This window comes from Herbaspirillum seropedicae (assembly GCF_001040945.1).
Classification (GTDB): Bacteria; Pseudomonadota; Gammaproteobacteria; order Burkholderiales; family Burkholderiaceae_D; genus Herbaspirillum; species Herbaspirillum seropedicae.
This window is the reverse complement of sequence record NZ_CP011930.1, coordinates 989,761-1,004,968: the sequence shown is the minus strand read 5'-3', so window position 1 is coordinate 1,004,968 and position 15,208 is coordinate 989,761. Positions and strand designations below refer to the sequence as shown.

The window sequence follows — 15,208 nt, the reverse complement described above, 5'->3', positions numbered from 1 at the left end:
GAGGGAATTTATAAATATCAACAAGGCATGCTGATTTTGCTCCGCAATCGAGGCCCGCAGGTGCCCTCGTAGTGCTTATTTCCATGGCATGTCGACCTTTAATCGCGTTCTACAACGCCGCTTTGCTCTTCCTAGTATACGGCTAGGTTGATCGGCCGCGGCTTAAATCAAGGCAGGAAACTCGAACGTCGCCCACGAATATCTCCGCGGAGATTTTGCCGCTAAATCTTAAACAGCGAACATTTTCGTGAGAGACATTTGTCACACCGCCTTGTATGCTTTGAGCACGACGTGATTTTCGAGAAGATCGCCAAACCTACGCATTAGGTCAATCGAGTTGTTGACGATGGTGTCCAACTCACTCAAACCAATTAATGTATCTTCCCCGTGCGCAATCGAATTTCTTCGTTTGAGCAAAGAAACATCTATAAACGTCTCCGTGTCTTGGAAACTGGTGGTTTCAATACCGCAGACTAAACAGATGTCAGAAAAGACTTCGAAATTCAAATTTGATTTCGTATTGATCAGATCATCATTGAGTTGGCTAAAGCGACGGTCGGACGAGGACAGTATGTCCTCGACGAGCCGGCAGCGATCACTCAAGCTCGTTTTTGAGGAGCTCAGCGCGGCAAGCCTGGGCAAAAAAAGATTTCTTAAAAACTGCCCGTGAAGCCCACTATAAGGCAGTTTCCGTAACGCAACGTGCTCCATGTACTTTCGCGCGGAGAATCTAACGTAGCCTTCCCAATGTGCGTAGCAAATTGCCACCAGAGCTCTTAGCAGAACCCTTTGTAACGTCGCATCCCCGCGATTTATCGCCGATTTGAGATCGGTGATTTCACGGATTCTCCAAGTGCGCTCCTCAGTAATTTGCTGTGAAAAGTCGGAATCAGTGAACGGCTTGCTCATGGACAGAACCAATGTGTTCCAAATGGAATCGTACGTTGTAATCTTGTAGTTCCGCGAAGGCCTGGCGATATGAAAGTTTCACATTCTGGCTGTGCCCAAAGCTCTCGAGCCTTTAGCTTTACAAATTCCGCCGCTGCGGGAGCGCCCAGTGCAAGGATGCTATCGAGATTCCGAGCGACCCCGACTGCCACGCATTCCAATCCAACCAAGCTAACGCGTCCGATATGTCGACCATCTTGGAATCGACGTAGGGCGTCTACCTGCAGTGCCTCATGAAGAAGACCAAAAGTCGAAGGAATTCGGCTGACACTTTCAATTGCCTCCGGTCGCTGAGCTAAGGCTACAACACCTTCATCTATAAACTCCTCCACGTCGAGCGTGCCGTCATAATCAACACCCGTATGCACGAGGAAGCGAACCGCCATTTCCATGTGACGCTGCCGCTCGGACTGTTCTTCGCTGATACCCAAGATCTGCTGAAACACCGCGGATTCAGCTGCGGCCTTGATAGTGCGGAAGTAGTCGCGGTTCACCATCAACATGATGCAATTTCGCAATTCCTGCGAGTTGGCCTGCGAACCTCCAGAATTCAGTCGCTGAAATAGGTCGTACTTAGTATGGTCGTCACTAGGTCGTTTCAGAATTTCAACGCCTAAACGAGCTCTGCGGACTGCAAGTTGAAAACTTCTATCTAATGGCATTTGCTCATCTAACGAAACGCTTTCGATTGCCTCTGATTTGTCCCAAACTGCATTACGAAGGGACGGTAGATATTTCGTCGCCTCTAAGACCGAGGGTGCCCCGATCTCGCCGTCGGGTTGTCGAAGCTTCCCCATGAATTCAAGAATAGTGGAAATCCGCTGTAAGCCATCAATGAGCTCCCAACTCCCGTCCTCTTTCTCAAACACAAAAATTGATGGAAGAGGTATCCCAAGGAGAATCGACTCGATTAACTTCGATTTCTGCCCGATGCTCCAACGGAAGAGTCGTTGGAATTCAGGGTCAATGATGATCTCCCTGTTTTCATACATGGTGACTATTTCACCGATTGACATCTGATATGCGTCGGTCCGCACGTGCCGCTGCGCCGTCTCAATTTCTCTAAAAAGCATAAAAATCCTGTGGGAAATAAAAGGTAATTAAATGGCAAAAGTAAATCTTGTATTACGGGAGTATAAGGTAAGGGCTTTGTTAGTTGCATGCGTCAAAATGCGTCAAATTTGGTGACCGTCAGGCGGGCCAGCGGGTCAGGCAAGACGTGCTTCGGGGCTTGACGCAAATCTGAGTCAAAACCGACGTATGTAGCGAGCAGGCGCGGGGTGGGGGCAACCGCGCGCGCCGGGCTGAAAAAGCCCCAAAAATTACAAAATAGCAACATTCATAGTCTCTCCCCTCGCCCCGCCAATCCAACCTAAGGTCGCCTAAGGCCCTTTAGAACGTCTTCTCATTGACTGGGAACAATTCGCGCCACCTCCCATCAAAGCCAGCACAACAGCGCACGCTTCGTGCGTCATCGATAACCCTGGCGGGGGAAACATGAGTCGTCCTTTCATCACCGTTGGAGACAAGACCAGCCACGGCGGGACCGTCATCAGTGGTGACCAGTCCTTTCTGATCCACGGCAAGGCCGTGGCGAGCATAGGCGACCTCACCACCTGCCCACGCTGCAAAGGGACGTTCGCCATTACCTCCGGCGCAGAAGACATGATCACTAATGGCAAGGCGCCGGCTCGCGACGGGGACCGCACCGCGTGTGGAGCCATCCTGATCGCCACTCAGGCCCTCACCACCCATGCAGCGCAACAAGAAGTTGGTTCGACTGCGGGCACTGCTGCCGACGCCGCTAACCTGGCTAAGGCTAATCCCGCCGCCCCGGTCGAATCAGGTATCTGCCTTAGTTGTCTGATGAATGCCGCCAAGGCCGGCGCAACCATGATCGTGCGCGACTGATGCCTTCCGAGATCAAGTACCGGCTGGCGCAATTACGGACGGCCACGCCGCAGCTCAGACTCTATGCCTTGGTCGATGGCTTTCACTACCATCAACATCACGAACAGGCGCTGGAAGAAAGCCCGAGCGTGCGCGGGCTCTTCATCGGTACAGTGGATGAACATCTCGCGCCTTCTGGCCCTTGGCTTCTCGATGCTGAAAGCGCGCCGTTCGATCTGGTCAGCCACGCGGCGCTACTGGAGACAAGGGTTGCATCAGTGTCATGGATTATCACAACGATGGAACTAGACGCGCTGGCGCACGCCCTCCAATCCCGTATGCAAATGGAGCTACCCGATGGCCGGCTGGCATTGCTGCGTCTGTGGGACCCACGTGCATTGGCCAGTGCAGCACGAGATTTCGATGAGACGCAGCGCCGCTATCTGTTCGAGGGGATTACTGAATGGCTGCTGTTGAGGGAGGGTCGTCGCGTGCGAATTGGAAGGCATGATGCTCAAGATCACTGAAGAACAATTTCAAAAGCTGCAGGCTCGGGATGCGGACAACTTTGTTGCAGCGGTCGCAGATGAATTCTTGGTCGACCGCCCTGATCTACAAGCGCAGCCTGGTCGCTCGGAAATCATCGCCCGCATGCGTGCTGCTTATGACAATGGGCTGACCCTGAGCTTTACGGAAACGCCTTCGCTCATCTACATGATGTACATGTCCGCCGACTATCCCGGCATCTTCGAACAGCCAGGTACACAGCAATACTTGAGCAAGCCCGGTGCTACGCCCGAACAGCGGTTAAATGATATGAAAGACGTGCTGCGTTACTTCGCTCGTACGTCACAACAAGAAGAGGAATAAACATGGGCTTTCCAGCTATCCCTTTGCTTCCCGCCATTTCTGCGGAAGTTTTGGCCTGGATTAGGTTGGTTAGCTCTGCTGTCGCAGCGGGCGGCGCCGCTGCGGTGTATTCGAACTCCAAGAATGCTGAAGAAGCTGAAAGCAAGCCGCTTGCTCAAGTTGACGTGGCAAAGCAGAGTGAGAAATGCAAGAAATGTCCGCCAGACGGCGGGGCGCTAGTGTCTCGAAAGTGGAATATGTCCGATATCTCTCGTGAGTATCAGGCGCGAGTGACAGGTTTCGCACCCAATACGGAATGGGCATTTTCTGGCGTGGACTTCGATGGCTTTCGCTCAGCTGAATGTCTCTTGCAGGAAGCCAAGGCGCGATATGCCCAATTTTTTAATCAAGAGACGGACACGCCAAAGTTCTTTTTCTCTTTCACAGGATATAGAAAACTGCGGAAGCAAGCAGAAAAGCAAGGTAGTGTTACCGCAGCATCCCCCCCCGCCAGGCTCAATTGGTATTTTATGGAAAAATTCGTCGCCGACCACATGAAAGACCTATTTCGCAACGACGGACTACCAATAACAGTAATTTTTATGCCCTAATCAGATGAATATCAAATTCCCCTATCGATCTGGTATCGAAAGCCTTCCCAGCATTTACGAACACCTTAAGCAACTTTGGCAAGTGGCTATGCTATTGGACACCATAGGTATGCCGCTTGAGGACTGGTGCCCACCTGCAGACACGCCAGATAACGCGCGGCGCAACGTCGCGTTTGATAAGAATGGGCCGTCACCAGCGGCCGTTGCTATTTTTCACGAAGAAGAAAAAGCTGATCCATCTGAAAAATTTAGAATATTAGGTGTGTGGAACGGAAAGGAAGATGACGGCGGTGCTGTTTTATTGCACAAATTGTCAATTGCTTCTAATCACTCAAGGTCATCTTTCGAGCTGAATTCCAAGGGGGTGCAAGCACTAGAGAAAAAGGAAAATATCGTTCAGATTATCAATACACTTCTAGAGATCTTTCCTGCGCCATTTATTCAGGTCAGCCCCCCACCCTATGCAACCCGACATGCGGTTTTCGAAGATCACCCTGGCGTCGGCTGGATGCTGTATTTGCCAGAGATCCTGACACCGGCACAGGTGCCAGAGGCTCCAGAGCTCATTCCAGTTTTGGACAAGGACAACAAGCGGAAAGGAACAATCGTCGTCAGCGTTCCGAATGAAACCTTCTCGGTAAAAAACAAGGAGCATGTCAAGGTGGCAAATGCGATTGAGATTCGCCTTGCCGATCAAGATTTACTCCCTCGCTTTTCGAATCTATAGCCGATGTCCTCCGGCGCGGCGAACCTAAGGGATATAACGCAGCAAACGGATCGGTTTCTCTGAGAAGAAGCATGCACAACAGCTTCACAAAGGGGCGTCAAAAGACCGGCCTCGGTCTTTAAAGGAGAAGATATGGTAGAGTCTTCTAAGCCACATCGTGAATGCAGCTCAGCATTCACTTTTACAAACAGCGGGAGAACATCTTCCGCTCTGCTCAAAGAATAGGTGCCTACGTTGTAGAGGCCACCGCAAAATCGATAGCGGAACATCGAAAATTGCACGGAAAGGTCTCTCCAGTGGCGGCGCTAACACTCAACTTTTTTTACAAAAGCTATGACGTTACCATCGTCGGCTATCAGCTTAACGAGGGATGGCGGATGGCGTTGGAGCTTCGGAACGGCAGCTCTGCAGAGGTCATCCGCGACACCTCCACTATCTACCCCGATTTCAATAGCTTGCGCAGCATGGCAATTTGGTTGGCGCATCAAAAAATTCGGGAAAAGGAAGAGCGCCCGTCACCAGAGAACGGCAATTCCTGAGGTGCAAGCGTAAAGGCTACTGAACCGCCTCAACCGTATCCAGTAGTTGAGAAAAAGGGCATGGTTTAACTAAGAGCGCAGCAAAAACCTTGCGAGCCTCCCAAGAATTGGCCATTGGCGTTGCGCTAAGCAGTACCACGGGCAGGCCGGCGAATCGGACGTCTTTTTTGAGCTCAGTGGCAAAACGCAAGCCGTCCATGACAGGCATCCGGAGATCGGTGAGCACCACACTCACTCTGCCGGGGGAGCTCAACAAAATTTCAAGGCCCTCCGCCCCGTTACCGGCCTGATGTACTTCATAACCGGCGGCGTCGAACACCTCGGCGAAAATCTCCCGAACGTACAGATTGTCCTCAATGATCAGGATAGCGCGAGTACGCGGGTTATCGGGCATATGGCAAACCTCTAATGTTGAGATTCAGTCTCCAGATTGATTTCTGAACGATTTTTCATTATGGGAGGGGTTCTCAATTTAGTACATCAGCAGCTTCTCGTTTGGTGGGATCTTCGCGCCGACAGTGACGTCAGAATATGTTTCAAAACAGCGTCAGAGAAAATCCTAGGTGGTTACATGGCCAAGCAGCCCTATTAAAAAGTTCCCGCCCTCACTCTGGAGTTCATCAGGCGCTGAAAATCGTCTCGACAATCGGAATTACAAAACAGAATTCCGGGCGCCACTGCCTCCTCACAAAAATGACAGCGGCAGTCCGGTTGCAGCATCGGCGCTCGTCGTGCTGCGGCCAGGCCTGCCGCGATGGCGCCGTAGATTCTTTTGTCTGCATTATCTGCGTGGTCGCTCATGATTATTTGCTCTCAGTAGTGGGAAGTTGATAGGGGCGGAAGCTGACGACATCCTCGCCAGCCCATTGATTCAGGGAAAGGAACTGCGCCTGCAGCGGCTCGATTTCGTTGCAGCCGAAGACGGCGGCGGCCTTGGTCACGTCGCCAAATCCCCCGGTGTTGTTAGGCATGGTCCCCAGCAACTGCGGCGGCACACGATGTGCAGCGAGCACGTCATCGCGCGTGCAATTCTTGATGTTGAAAAATTCATCCTTGGCCGCGATCTCGGAGACCGGTAGGATCTGCAGCCCATCCTTCTTGCCGCCCGGCGCATACACAAACAGGTTGCGGAAATTGCCCGGCCCCTTGCTGTTGCGCAGGGCTTCGCGCAGCTTGTCCACGTCATTCACGTTGCTGGCCGTGTCGGTCATGTAGAGGATGAAGCCCGCATGTGACCCGTTGAGGTAGTAGCGGCGGCGGAACAGCGTGGCGGACTCGTTGAGCCAGGCCGATTGCAGCGCGCTCACGTACTGCGGCACGCCATACACTTCCTGGTTGATGTCCGGGGCTTGCAGATGCCAGACGGAGCCAGGCTCAAACTCGTAGCTCGCACGCCAGCCGTTCACGAAAAAATACCGCCCCGGCTCGACGCCCACGCGTGTGTATTTCGCCAGCGCATGCTTCAGGCTCAACAGCTTGCCCGTCATGCTTTCGCGGCGCTCTGCATAGCAGTTGCCGAACAGCAGAAAATCGAGGGCTAGACGCGTGAATTCCGCGCGGCTGAGAGCGGCGGACGGTCGGAAGGTCGAGGACAGGATATTGACCTTGCACCAGATGGCGCTGGCATGGTGGACGCTGGCATTCAAGGACTTGGCCAGGCCGACCGTGCTCAAGGGCGGCTCGTACCAATCACCATTGCGGTAGCACTCGATATCGGCCAGCATGTCGCGGCCTTCCAGCACCGGCGATGGATCACCAAAGCTAAAGGCCTCGACGGATGGCGCCGGCGTTGTCTCGACAGTGGCCGGCGGCGTACTGGCGGGTGCAGCCGCGTGGCGGCGTGCTCTGTGTTTCATCAGAAGAACTCCATAGATGAGGTGTTGTTAGCGGTGGTCCCTTCGAAGGGTTCATAGTCGAGGGCGTGCATGACCGACCAGGCCAAATCGGCGTGGCCGGTTTCTTCCGAGCGGCCGGCGTCATAGGTGACGGCGCGACCGCTGGGCGTGAGAATTTTGCGAATGGCCATGAAGGACTGCGCGATGTCAGTCCAGCCAGCATCGAACTGCAGGCGGCCGCTGCGGATGATGTTTTGTGCCTTGAGCACCATGCGCGTTTTGACTTCCGGCGAATAGCTGATAGCGGTCACGCCCGGGAAAAACTGTTTCACCAGCGGATAGACGCCCACGCCCATGCCGGTCGTGTCGATGCCGATGTACTGGACGTTGTAGCGGCCGCACATTTCCTTGATGAGAGCGGCTTGCTCGGCAAAGTCTTTGCCGCGCCACTGGTGGCGCTCCAGAATGCGGAAATTGCCGCCAGGGATCAGCGGCGGCGCAATCACCGAGCAGCCGGCGCTGTCGCCCGTCAGTGAGGGGTCATAGCCGATCCAGACGGGGCGATGCCCAAAGGGCCGCGCCGTGAACGGCTTGTAGTCATCCCAATCCACCCAGGAATCCACCATGCCGCGCTGCAGGTCGGCCAGCGGGAACACCGACGCAGAATCGTCGATGAAATTGCACATCAGCAGGTTGTCGAACTGATCGGGCGAGTATTCGAAATCGCGTAGCTCGTCGATGTCGAACAGATCGCACCCGCCTGCCGCCGCGTCCATGATCGTGACGATCTGGCGCCATATCTTGTCCTCGCCGGTGAAGCCGGAAGACAAACGCTTGTGGCTGACATCGATGTTGACCTTGTCGCCCTTGGCCCGGCGCTTGTTGAATGCCTCACCGGTCCAGAATGAATAGGCTTGGTGCGTGGTGGCCGATGGTGTCGAGAAATAGGTTTTCCGCCATTTCTTGTGCAGGGCCATGCCGGACGCGACCTTGTTCAGCTCGGTGAAGTTGTGCGTCCAGAAGAACTCGTCGAAATAGAAATTGCCGTGATAGCCCTGGGCGGTGCGCGCGTTCGTGCCGAGGAAATACAGGTGCGCCCCATTGGGCAGCACGATGGGATCGCCTGACAGCTCCACCCCGCACGCGTCCTTCGCAAACTGGATGATGTATTGCTTGAAAACGTGGGCCTGCGACTTCGAGGCCGAGAGAAAAATCTGATTGCGCCCGGTCTGGATCGCATCAATCAGCGCCTCGCGTGCGAAATACCACGTCGCACCGATCTGGCGTGACTTCAGGATAATCCGCGTGCGCTCGCTGCCATTACGGAACCAGACCTTTTGGTAGTCGAACAGCGAATCGTTGAAAGCCTCAATGATGCGCTGCTGTGCCTCTTCGCTGAACTCGTTGCGCACCGGCTTTTTCTTCGGCGCGGCATTGCGATTGGCGATGTTCGGATTTAGATCGGTTTCATTGCCGCCCGGTTGCTCATAGCGGCGTACGCGCGCAGCTTGCACCAGTTGGCGCATCAGCGCGTCGAGTTCCTTGTACTCGCCGTTGCCCTTTACTTCCTTTCCGATCAGTTGCACTATGCGCGCTTCAAGGGCAATCTCTACGCGCTCCAGGCGCGAGACCTTTTCCCACTCATCGCGGTGCTTCCAGCTATTGACCGTCGTGCGCTTGATCTTCAGATGCCGCGCGATGGACGAGATTCGCCAGCCCTCGAAATACAAGCGGCGCGCAACGTGTCGTGGCTCGGCCGCCTGGTCGATGCTTTCCTTGATGTCGTGTGGAATGTCTAACATGCCGCAAGCGTAGGCGGCGCGCGCGCGTAGCGGGGAACTTGGCGAGTCGCTATCCCCCATATCAACCCTTGCTCGATTGATGCATTTCGCCCATCGGCAGAAGATGACGTTATCCGATCAACCGATAACGAGCGCGAAAACTCATGGCAACCAAGAGCAAATTTTTCCGCGTCGCGACCGAGGGCGCGACCACCGACGGTCGCAGCATCAGCCGCGAGCAAATCCAGCAGATGGCCGACAACTACAACGTCAAGACCTACGGCGCCCGTGTGTGGGTCGAGCACCTGCGCAGCCTGCTGCCCGATGGCCCGTTCAAGGCGTACGGCGATGTGCTCGCGCTGAAGGCCGAGGAAGTCGATACTGACGCCGGCAAGCGCCTGGCGCTGTTCGCACAGATCGAGCCCACGCCCGCCCTGGTTGCGATGAACAAGGACCGCCAGAAGATCTATACCAGCATCGAGCTGGCCGACAAGTTCGCGGATATCAGCAGCGCCTATCTGGTCGGCCTGGCCGTGACCGACAGCCCGGCCAGCCTGGGGACCGAAATTCTGCAGTTCTCGGCCTCGAATCCCAAGGCCTCGCCATTCACCCCGCGCAAGCTGAAACCGGAGAACCTGTTCTCAGAAGGCGTGGAAACCAAAATCGAATTCGAAGACGACGGCCCTAGCGTGGCCGAGACCATCAAGCAGATTTTCAGCCGCTTCGGTGGCAGCGAGAAGAAGGCCGACGCCCAGCATGCTGACGTGGTCGCCGCCATGACCGCCGTGGCCGAGAAGGTGGGCGAGTTCGCGCAGGTTGCCACTCAGGCCGCCAAAGATGCCGCCGAGGCCGTCACTCGTCTGGAGAAGCTGGAAAAGCGTGTCGGCGATGAGTCGACCGCCGCCGAACAATTCCGCCAGACCATCAACCTGACCGACAAGAACGACGTGCAGCGTCCGCCGGCCACCGGCGGCAGCAACAGCGGTGTCGTGCTGACCGAGTTCTGAGCCGGACCACGCACCAATCCATTTCCGCAATTACCCTGGAGCAGAACACATGAAGAATCAGACCCGCGTCGCCTATAACGCCTACACTACGCGCCTGGCGAGCCTGAATGACGTCGCCGGCGGCGCCGTTCATTCGACGTTCTCCGTTGAACCGAGCGTGCAGCAGACGCTGGAAGACAAAATGCAGGAATCCTCCGAATTCCTGGGCAGCATCAACATCATCGGTGTCGATGAGCTGGAAGGCGAAAAGATCGGCCTGGGCGTCTCGGGGCCGGTGGCCAGCCGTACCGATACGAGCGGCGACAAGCGCCGCAGCACCCGCGATGCGTCCGCCATGTCGAATCGCCGCTATCGCTGCGAGAAAACCAACTTCGACACCCATATCACCTATGCCAAGTTGGACGCCTGGGCAAAGTTCAAGGACTTCCAGACCCGCGTAGCTACCGCCATCCTGAAGCGCCAGGCGCTGGACCGCATCATGATCGGCTTCAATGGCGTGAAGGTCGCGGCTGATACGAACCTGGCGCAGTATCCGCTGCTGCAGGACGTCAACAAGGGCTGGCTGCAGCAGATCCGCGAGCACTCGCCGCAGCGTGTCATGGGCCTGGTCGGCCCTGAACTGCCCGGCAAGGTGGTTATCGGCTCGGGCGAAGGCGCCGACTATGCCAACCTCGACGCGGCTGTCTACGACGCTGTGACCAATCTGGACCCGTGGTATCAGGACGATACGAGCTTGGTGGTGATCGTCGGCCGCGAACTGCTGCACGACAAGTATTTCCCGATGATCAACAAGGACAACAAGCCGACCGAGGCCCTGGCCACTGACATCATCGTGAGCCAGAAACGCATCGGCGGCCTGCCGGCAGTGCGTGTGCCGAGCTTCCCGGCCAATGCCATGCTCATCACGCGCCTGGACAACCTGTCGATCTACTTCCAGAACGGCGGCCGCCGCCGTCGCGTGGTGGATGAACCGAAGGCCGACCGCATCGAGAACTATGAATCGTCGAACGACGCCTATGTGATCGAAGATGAAGGCCTGGCCGCCCTGGTGGAAAACGTGGTGCTGCAGGATGCGCCCAAGGGTGCCGCCTGATGTCCCGCCTCTCTCCCGCTGCGCGCCACCGGGAACGCATGCTCGGCCAGATGGCGGCGGCCGCCGGCGAGCCCGGCGGCGTGACCACCGGCAGCGCTTATGAGCTGATGCTCATGAAGCTGCATGAGGATCGAAAGAGGCTGTCCAACATCCAGTCCATCGAACGCAAGATAGAGATGAAGGCCACCATGCTGCCGGCCTATCAGCACTGGATTGACGGCGTTCTGTCGGCCGGTCGTGGCGCCCAAGACGAAGTGCTGATGCACGTGCTGGTGTGGCATATTGACGTGGGCGATTACGAACGGGCGATCCAGCTGGCGGGTTATGCGTTGGAGCACAAGTTCACCCTGCCGGATCGCTACAACCGCACCTTGCCCACCTTGCTGCAGGACGATTTTGCGGTGGCCAGCCTGGGCGGCAAGCTCAAGGAACAGCCGGCGCGCGCCGCCGACCTCCTGCAGCAGGTACTGGCCATGACCGGCAATGCCGACACGCCCGACCAGGCGCGCGCCAAAGTGCATAAGGCGCTGGGTCTGGCCCTGCTGGAGCTGGTCAATCAGGTGGACGCGGAGAGCATCACGCCGGCTTCTGCCGACCACGCCACGGCGGCGCTGCAGCACCTGAGCCGCGCCAGCGAGCTGCACCAGGCCGCTGGCGTCAAGAAGGAAATCGAGCGGCTGGAACGGCGTCTCAAGAAATACGCCGAACCACCCACGTAAAGAGCACCCCACGGCGCAGGGCGGCCCGGGACGGATGCGGCTTAGTCCGCCTGATGTTCCGGCCACCGCCCCCTACTTTCCAAGATCATGAGCTATATCGATGACATACCGGTGATACCGGAGCCCGCCGCACCGCCCGACGTGAAGCCTATTGGCAACGACGGCTTTTTCCCCGACATCAGCATGCCGGCCATGCGCGACGCCATGCGGCTGGACTCGACTGTCACCGACGCCCGGCTGCGGCCGGCGCTGGTGGACGCGATCTTGTCCGTCAACCGGTTGCTGCGTGACTGGCAGGCTGGCCACCTGGCCGCCGGCCTCCAGAAGCTGGACGAGGTGCCTGCGCCCAAGGTGGACGGGGAAAGCCAGCTCGTCGCGCATTACCGGCGTGCGGTGTACAGCTTCGCCAAGGCCGACATTTTCGAAAGCTATCGAGACTACGACACCACCGCTAGCGCGCTGACCGACACCAAAAAAATGGAATGGATGGATACCGCGCCGGACGTGCAGCGCCGCAATGGGCATTGGGCCATCAATGACATGCTCGGCCGCACGCATGCGACCGTGGAGCTGATCTGATGCAGGTGCGCAGCCAGCAAGGCGACACGCTCGACGCGCTGGTGTTTCGCTACCTGGGTGCGAGCGCCGGTTATGTCGAGCAGGCGCTTGCATTGAATCCAGCATTGGCCGCGCTCGGTGCGGTGCTGCCGGCCGGAACCATCGTCACGCTACCTGCTGCGGTGGAAACACCGACCACCGCGCAGGACAGCGTCAGCCTGTGGGATTGACAACATGAATACCAAAACACTGACAAGGGGAAATCACGTCATGGCAGCAGAATCTGCGGGCGGCATCGCTGCCATTCTGAAAATCTACGGCATCAAGGCCGTGCTGGGCATGGTCGGCGCCGCGCTGCTGTATATCGTCCTGCCGCCGCGCAATGCCGATGGCAGCTTCAACGAAAAGGAATTCGTGGTGCGCCTGGCGTGCGCCGGGGCGTTCTCGATCATGTTCGGCGACGTGGCGTTTTCCGTGCTGGCCCGGAACGTCCCTGCGATAGCTGCCGTGCTCGGGCCAAAGCCGGTTGACGTGATGGTCGGAGCGCCGGCCTGGTGGGTAACTCGGGCCGTCGCCCTGTGGTTCCAACGGCGCCAAGGCAAGGACATTGCCGAGCTGGCGCGTGATGCGAAGGATGCGCTGTGAATCCGATCGACAACCGCCGCGCCTTCCTGGGCATGCTGCGCTTTTCCGAAGGCACGTCCAATTCGCCCACCACACGCGACCGGGGCTATGACCAGATCGTCGGCCGCACCCGCTTTACCAGCTATGCCGACCATCCACGGGTGCGGGTCTGGATTCCGCGCATCAAGAACTGGTCCACGGCGGCCGGCGGCTACCAGCTGTTGATGCGCTACTACGATTTCTATCGCAAGCAGTTGCGGCTGACCGGATTCGGGCCGGACGTGCAAGATGCTATCGCCCTGCAGCAAATCGACGAACGCGGCGCGCTCCCTGACATTGATGCGGGCCGCGTGGCGGCGGCTATCGCCAAGTGCAAGAACATCTGGGCATCGCTGCCAGGCGCAGGATATGGGCAGTTCGAGCATCGCTATGTGGACCTGGAACAAGCGTTCACCCGCGAGGGCGGCCAAGCCGTCGAGCTGCCGACGCTCAAGACCAGCGAAGAGCTGCACCTCGCCTTCGTCGAGGCCGGTGGAGTGCTGGCATGACGCTCACCGAATCGTGGCGCGCTCGCCTGCGCGGTGTGCTGGGCGTGGGCATGCTGGCGGCAGTGGCGGCGGCGGCTTGGGTGGTGCAAGGCTGGCGCAAGAATGCCGACATTTACCACCTGAAGGCCGAAATTGCCATTGCCAACCAGGCGGCGGCCGATGCGCGGGCCGACCGAACCTTGCAGGTACTGACTGCAGAGCGGCGTGCCCGAGACGATATCCAGTCCATCAGCGACAAACTCACCAAAGAAAGGGACGACGCTCTTCATGAGAAAAACACCTTTATTGCTGGCGTGCGCAGCGGCGCTATCCGCCTGTCAGTCCCCGTCATCGCTCCAGTGCCCGCCGGAGCCGGTTGCGCAGATTCCCGCGCTCTCGGCCGACCTGGCCAGGAAGCGCGAGCCGAACTTGCGCCAGCGGCAGCGGAGTTTCTTGACGACATCGCCGGAGAAGGCGATGACGCCATCCGGCAAGCCAACGCCCTGATCGACGCCTACAACGCTCTGCGGAAGAACCTGAATGTACAAGCCCACGAACCTACGGGACTACCTGCGCAAGGCGATTAAGCAACTGGCGCAGAACCCGGACAAACTGCACATCTTCATTGACGAAGGCGGAGCGCGTGCTACTGGCACAGCGGGCATGTCCTTCGAATATGACTATGTGTTGAACCTCATCTTGACCGACATCGGCCCGGATCTCGATTTGGTGTTCGTGCCGCTGCTGGCCTGGTTGCGGGTCCACCAACACGACGCCTTCGCCAACCCGGAGAACGCCAAGAAGGCCGTGCGTTTCGAAGTGGACATGAACAGCGCCGAATCCCTGGACCTGTCTATCAAGCTGTCCCTCACCGAGCGCACTATCGTCAAGCGCGAGGATGGGGGTCGGCTGCAGGTATCGCATCCAGCCGAGCCGCAGCTCACGCCACCATTTGCCGATGCCTTCTGGCAGCTCTACAAGGGTGATACGCGGCTGGCTGAATGGGACGTTCCGGCGCTGCCATGAGTGACGATTTGCAACGCCTGGAAGAATGGGCGGCCGCCCTGATCGCGAAGGTGCAGCCGGCGCAGCGGCGCCAGCTCGTGCGCCAGGTCGCCAATGACCTGAGACGCGAACATGCCCGCCTGATCGCCCAGCAGGTGGCCCCCGATGGCACGCCTTATCCCGCACGCAAGAACCGCAAAGAGCTGCGTAGCAAGTCTGGCCGCATCAAGCGACAGAAGGCGGCGATGTTCAACAAGCTCCGCCTGAATAAATACTTGCAAATCAAGGCGGACGCCAGCCAAGCATCGCTCGGCTTCTTCGGTAAGGTGGCCCGCGTCGCGCGGGTGCATCACGAAGGCCTACCGGATAAGGTCGCGCCACGCGGGCCGAGCTATAAATATCCAGAGCGCCGGCTGCTAGGCTTTACAGAAAAAGATATTGATGAGATTAGAGAAATACTGCTGGCGCATATGACGCTTGAATGACGAAGCTCCC

The 15,208-nt window shown here is 57.5% G+C and carries 21 protein-coding genes; 16 read left to right on the top strand and 5 right to left on the bottom strand.

The window, feature by feature from the left end; all coding sequences use genetic code 11:
• Positions 1-261 precede the first annotated feature (261 nt).
• Positions 262-909, bottom strand: a complete 648-nt coding sequence (locus tag ACP92_RS04590) for an MAE_28990/MAE_18760 family HEPN-like nuclease (protein WP_041310226.1) — start codon at positions 907-909, stop codon at positions 262-264.
• Positions 906-2,021 carry a DUF262 domain-containing protein gene (locus ACP92_RS04585; RefSeq protein WP_013232951.1) on the bottom strand — a complete coding sequence of 372 codons (1,116 nt, stop codon included), beginning with the start codon at positions 2,019-2,021 and terminating at the stop codon, positions 906-908. The genes ACP92_RS04590 and ACP92_RS04585 overlap by 4 nt, the downstream gene beginning before the upstream one ends.
• 424 nt (positions 2,022-2,445) lie before the next feature.
• Here ACP92_RS04585 and ACP92_RS04580 point away from each other — a divergent pair, with 424 nt between their 5' ends.
• The 6 genes from ACP92_RS04580 to ACP92_RS25020 all read left to right on the top strand — a co-directional run bounded on the left by ACP92_RS04580 (position 2,446) and on the right by ACP92_RS25020 (position 5,564).
• Positions 2,446-2,859 (top strand): PAAR domain-containing protein, encoded by a 414-nt coding sequence (locus tag ACP92_RS04580; RefSeq protein ID WP_013232949.1) that lies wholly within the window; start codon positions 2,446-2,448, stop codon positions 2,857-2,859.
• Positions 2,859-3,365: a DUF4123 domain-containing protein gene (locus tag ACP92_RS04575; protein ID WP_013232948.1), complete on the top strand. Its 507-nt coding sequence runs from the start codon at positions 2,859-2,861 to the stop codon at positions 3,363-3,365. Before ACP92_RS04580 ends, ACP92_RS04575 begins: the two co-directional genes overlap by 1 nt.
• Complete coding sequence (locus ACP92_RS04570) at positions 3,346-3,708, top strand: hypothetical protein (protein WP_232284904.1); 363 nt, start codon at positions 3,346-3,348, stop codon at positions 3,706-3,708. The genes ACP92_RS04575 and ACP92_RS04570 overlap by 20 nt, the downstream gene beginning before the upstream one ends.
• 2 nt (positions 3,709-3,710) lie before the next feature.
• Positions 3,711-4,298 carry a restriction endonuclease fold toxin 5 domain-containing protein gene (locus tag ACP92_RS24210; RefSeq protein ID WP_013232946.1) on the top strand — a complete coding sequence of 196 codons (588 nt, stop codon included), beginning with the start codon at positions 3,711-3,713 and terminating at the stop codon, positions 4,296-4,298.
• A gap of 4 nt (positions 4,299-4,302) precedes the next feature.
• A complete protein-coding gene (locus tag ACP92_RS25025) occupies positions 4,303-5,025 on the top strand; it encodes an immunity 52 family protein (protein ID WP_013232945.1) in 723 nt (240 codons plus the stop codon).
• 161 nt (positions 5,026-5,186) lie between these two features.
• Positions 5,187-5,564, top strand: coding sequence for a hypothetical protein (locus ACP92_RS25020; RefSeq protein WP_013232944.1), 378 nt, complete (start codon positions 5,187-5,189; stop codon positions 5,562-5,564).
• A 16-nt stretch (positions 5,565-5,580) separates the two neighbouring features.
• On the opposite strand, the gene ACP92_RS04550 is transcribed toward ACP92_RS25020, so the two are convergent.
• The 3 genes from ACP92_RS04550 to ACP92_RS04540 all read right to left on the bottom strand — a co-directional run bounded on the left by ACP92_RS04550 (position 5,581) and on the right by ACP92_RS04540 (position 9,201).
• A complete protein-coding gene (locus ACP92_RS04550; RefSeq protein WP_013232943.1) occupies positions 5,581-5,958 on the bottom strand; it encodes a response regulator in 378 nt (125 codons plus the stop codon).
• 409 nt (positions 5,959-6,367) lie between these two features.
• On the bottom strand, positions 6,368-7,420 hold the full coding sequence (locus ACP92_RS04545; RefSeq protein ID WP_013232941.1) for a phage portal protein: 1,053 nt from the start codon (positions 7,418-7,420) through the stop codon (positions 6,368-6,370).
• Entirely contained in the window at positions 7,420-9,201 is a 1,782-nt protein-coding gene (locus ACP92_RS04540) for a terminase ATPase subunit family protein (RefSeq protein WP_013232940.1), read from the bottom strand. Before ACP92_RS04540 ends, ACP92_RS04545 begins: the two co-directional genes overlap by 1 nt.
• A gap of 143 nt (positions 9,202-9,344) precedes the next feature.
• On the opposite strand from ACP92_RS04540, the gene ACP92_RS04535 reads away from it, so the two are divergent.
• The 10 genes from ACP92_RS04535 to ACP92_RS04490 all read left to right on the top strand — a co-directional run bounded on the left by ACP92_RS04535 (position 9,345) and on the right by ACP92_RS04490 (position 15,198).
• Entirely contained in the window at positions 9,345-10,187 is an 843-nt protein-coding gene (locus ACP92_RS04535) for a GPO family capsid scaffolding protein (RefSeq protein WP_013232939.1), read from the top strand.
• Positions 10,188-10,236: 49 nt separating this feature from the next.
• Positions 10,237-11,280 (top strand): phage major capsid protein, P2 family, encoded by a 1,044-nt coding sequence (locus ACP92_RS04530; protein ID WP_013232938.1) that lies wholly within the window; start codon positions 10,237-10,239, stop codon positions 11,278-11,280.
• Positions 11,280-11,999, top strand: a complete 720-nt coding sequence (gene gpM, locus ACP92_RS04525) for a phage terminase small subunit (protein WP_013232937.1) — start codon at positions 11,280-11,282, stop codon at positions 11,997-11,999. The genes ACP92_RS04530 and gpM overlap by 1 nt, the downstream gene beginning before the upstream one ends.
• 87 nt (positions 12,000-12,086) lie before the next feature.
• Positions 12,087-12,578, top strand: coding sequence for a head completion/stabilization protein (locus ACP92_RS04520; protein WP_013232936.1), 492 nt, complete (start codon positions 12,087-12,089; stop codon positions 12,576-12,578).
• Complete coding sequence (locus ACP92_RS04515; RefSeq protein WP_013232935.1) at positions 12,578-12,787, top strand: tail protein X; 210 nt, start codon at positions 12,578-12,580, stop codon at positions 12,785-12,787. The genes ACP92_RS04520 and ACP92_RS04515 overlap by 1 nt, the downstream gene beginning before the upstream one ends.
• A 4-nt stretch (positions 12,788-12,791) precedes the next feature.
• On the top strand, positions 12,792-13,202 hold the full coding sequence (locus ACP92_RS04510) for a hypothetical protein (RefSeq protein ID WP_013232934.1): 411 nt from the start codon (positions 12,792-12,794) through the stop codon (positions 13,200-13,202).
• Positions 13,199-13,729, top strand: a complete 531-nt coding sequence (locus ACP92_RS04505) for a glycoside hydrolase family 24 protein (protein ID WP_013232933.1) — start codon at positions 13,199-13,201, stop codon at positions 13,727-13,729. The genes ACP92_RS04510 and ACP92_RS04505 overlap by 4 nt, the downstream gene beginning before the upstream one ends.
• The gene (locus ACP92_RS04500; RefSeq protein ID WP_013232932.1) at positions 13,726-14,295 is read left to right on the top strand and encodes a lysis system i-spanin subunit Rz; all 570 of its coding nucleotides are present in this window, start codon (positions 13,726-13,728) and stop codon (positions 14,293-14,295) included. The genes ACP92_RS04505 and ACP92_RS04500 overlap by 4 nt, the downstream gene beginning before the upstream one ends.
• The gene (locus ACP92_RS04495) at positions 14,249-14,734 is read left to right on the top strand and encodes a phage tail protein (protein WP_013232931.1); all 486 of its coding nucleotides are present in this window, start codon (positions 14,249-14,251) and stop codon (positions 14,732-14,734) included. Before ACP92_RS04500 ends, ACP92_RS04495 begins: the two co-directional genes overlap by 47 nt.
• Positions 14,731-15,198: a phage virion morphogenesis protein gene (locus ACP92_RS04490; RefSeq protein ID WP_041310220.1), complete on the top strand. Its 468-nt coding sequence runs from the start codon at positions 14,731-14,733 to the stop codon at positions 15,196-15,198. The genes ACP92_RS04495 and ACP92_RS04490 overlap by 4 nt, the downstream gene beginning before the upstream one ends.
• Positions 15,199-15,208 lie beyond the last annotated feature (10 nt).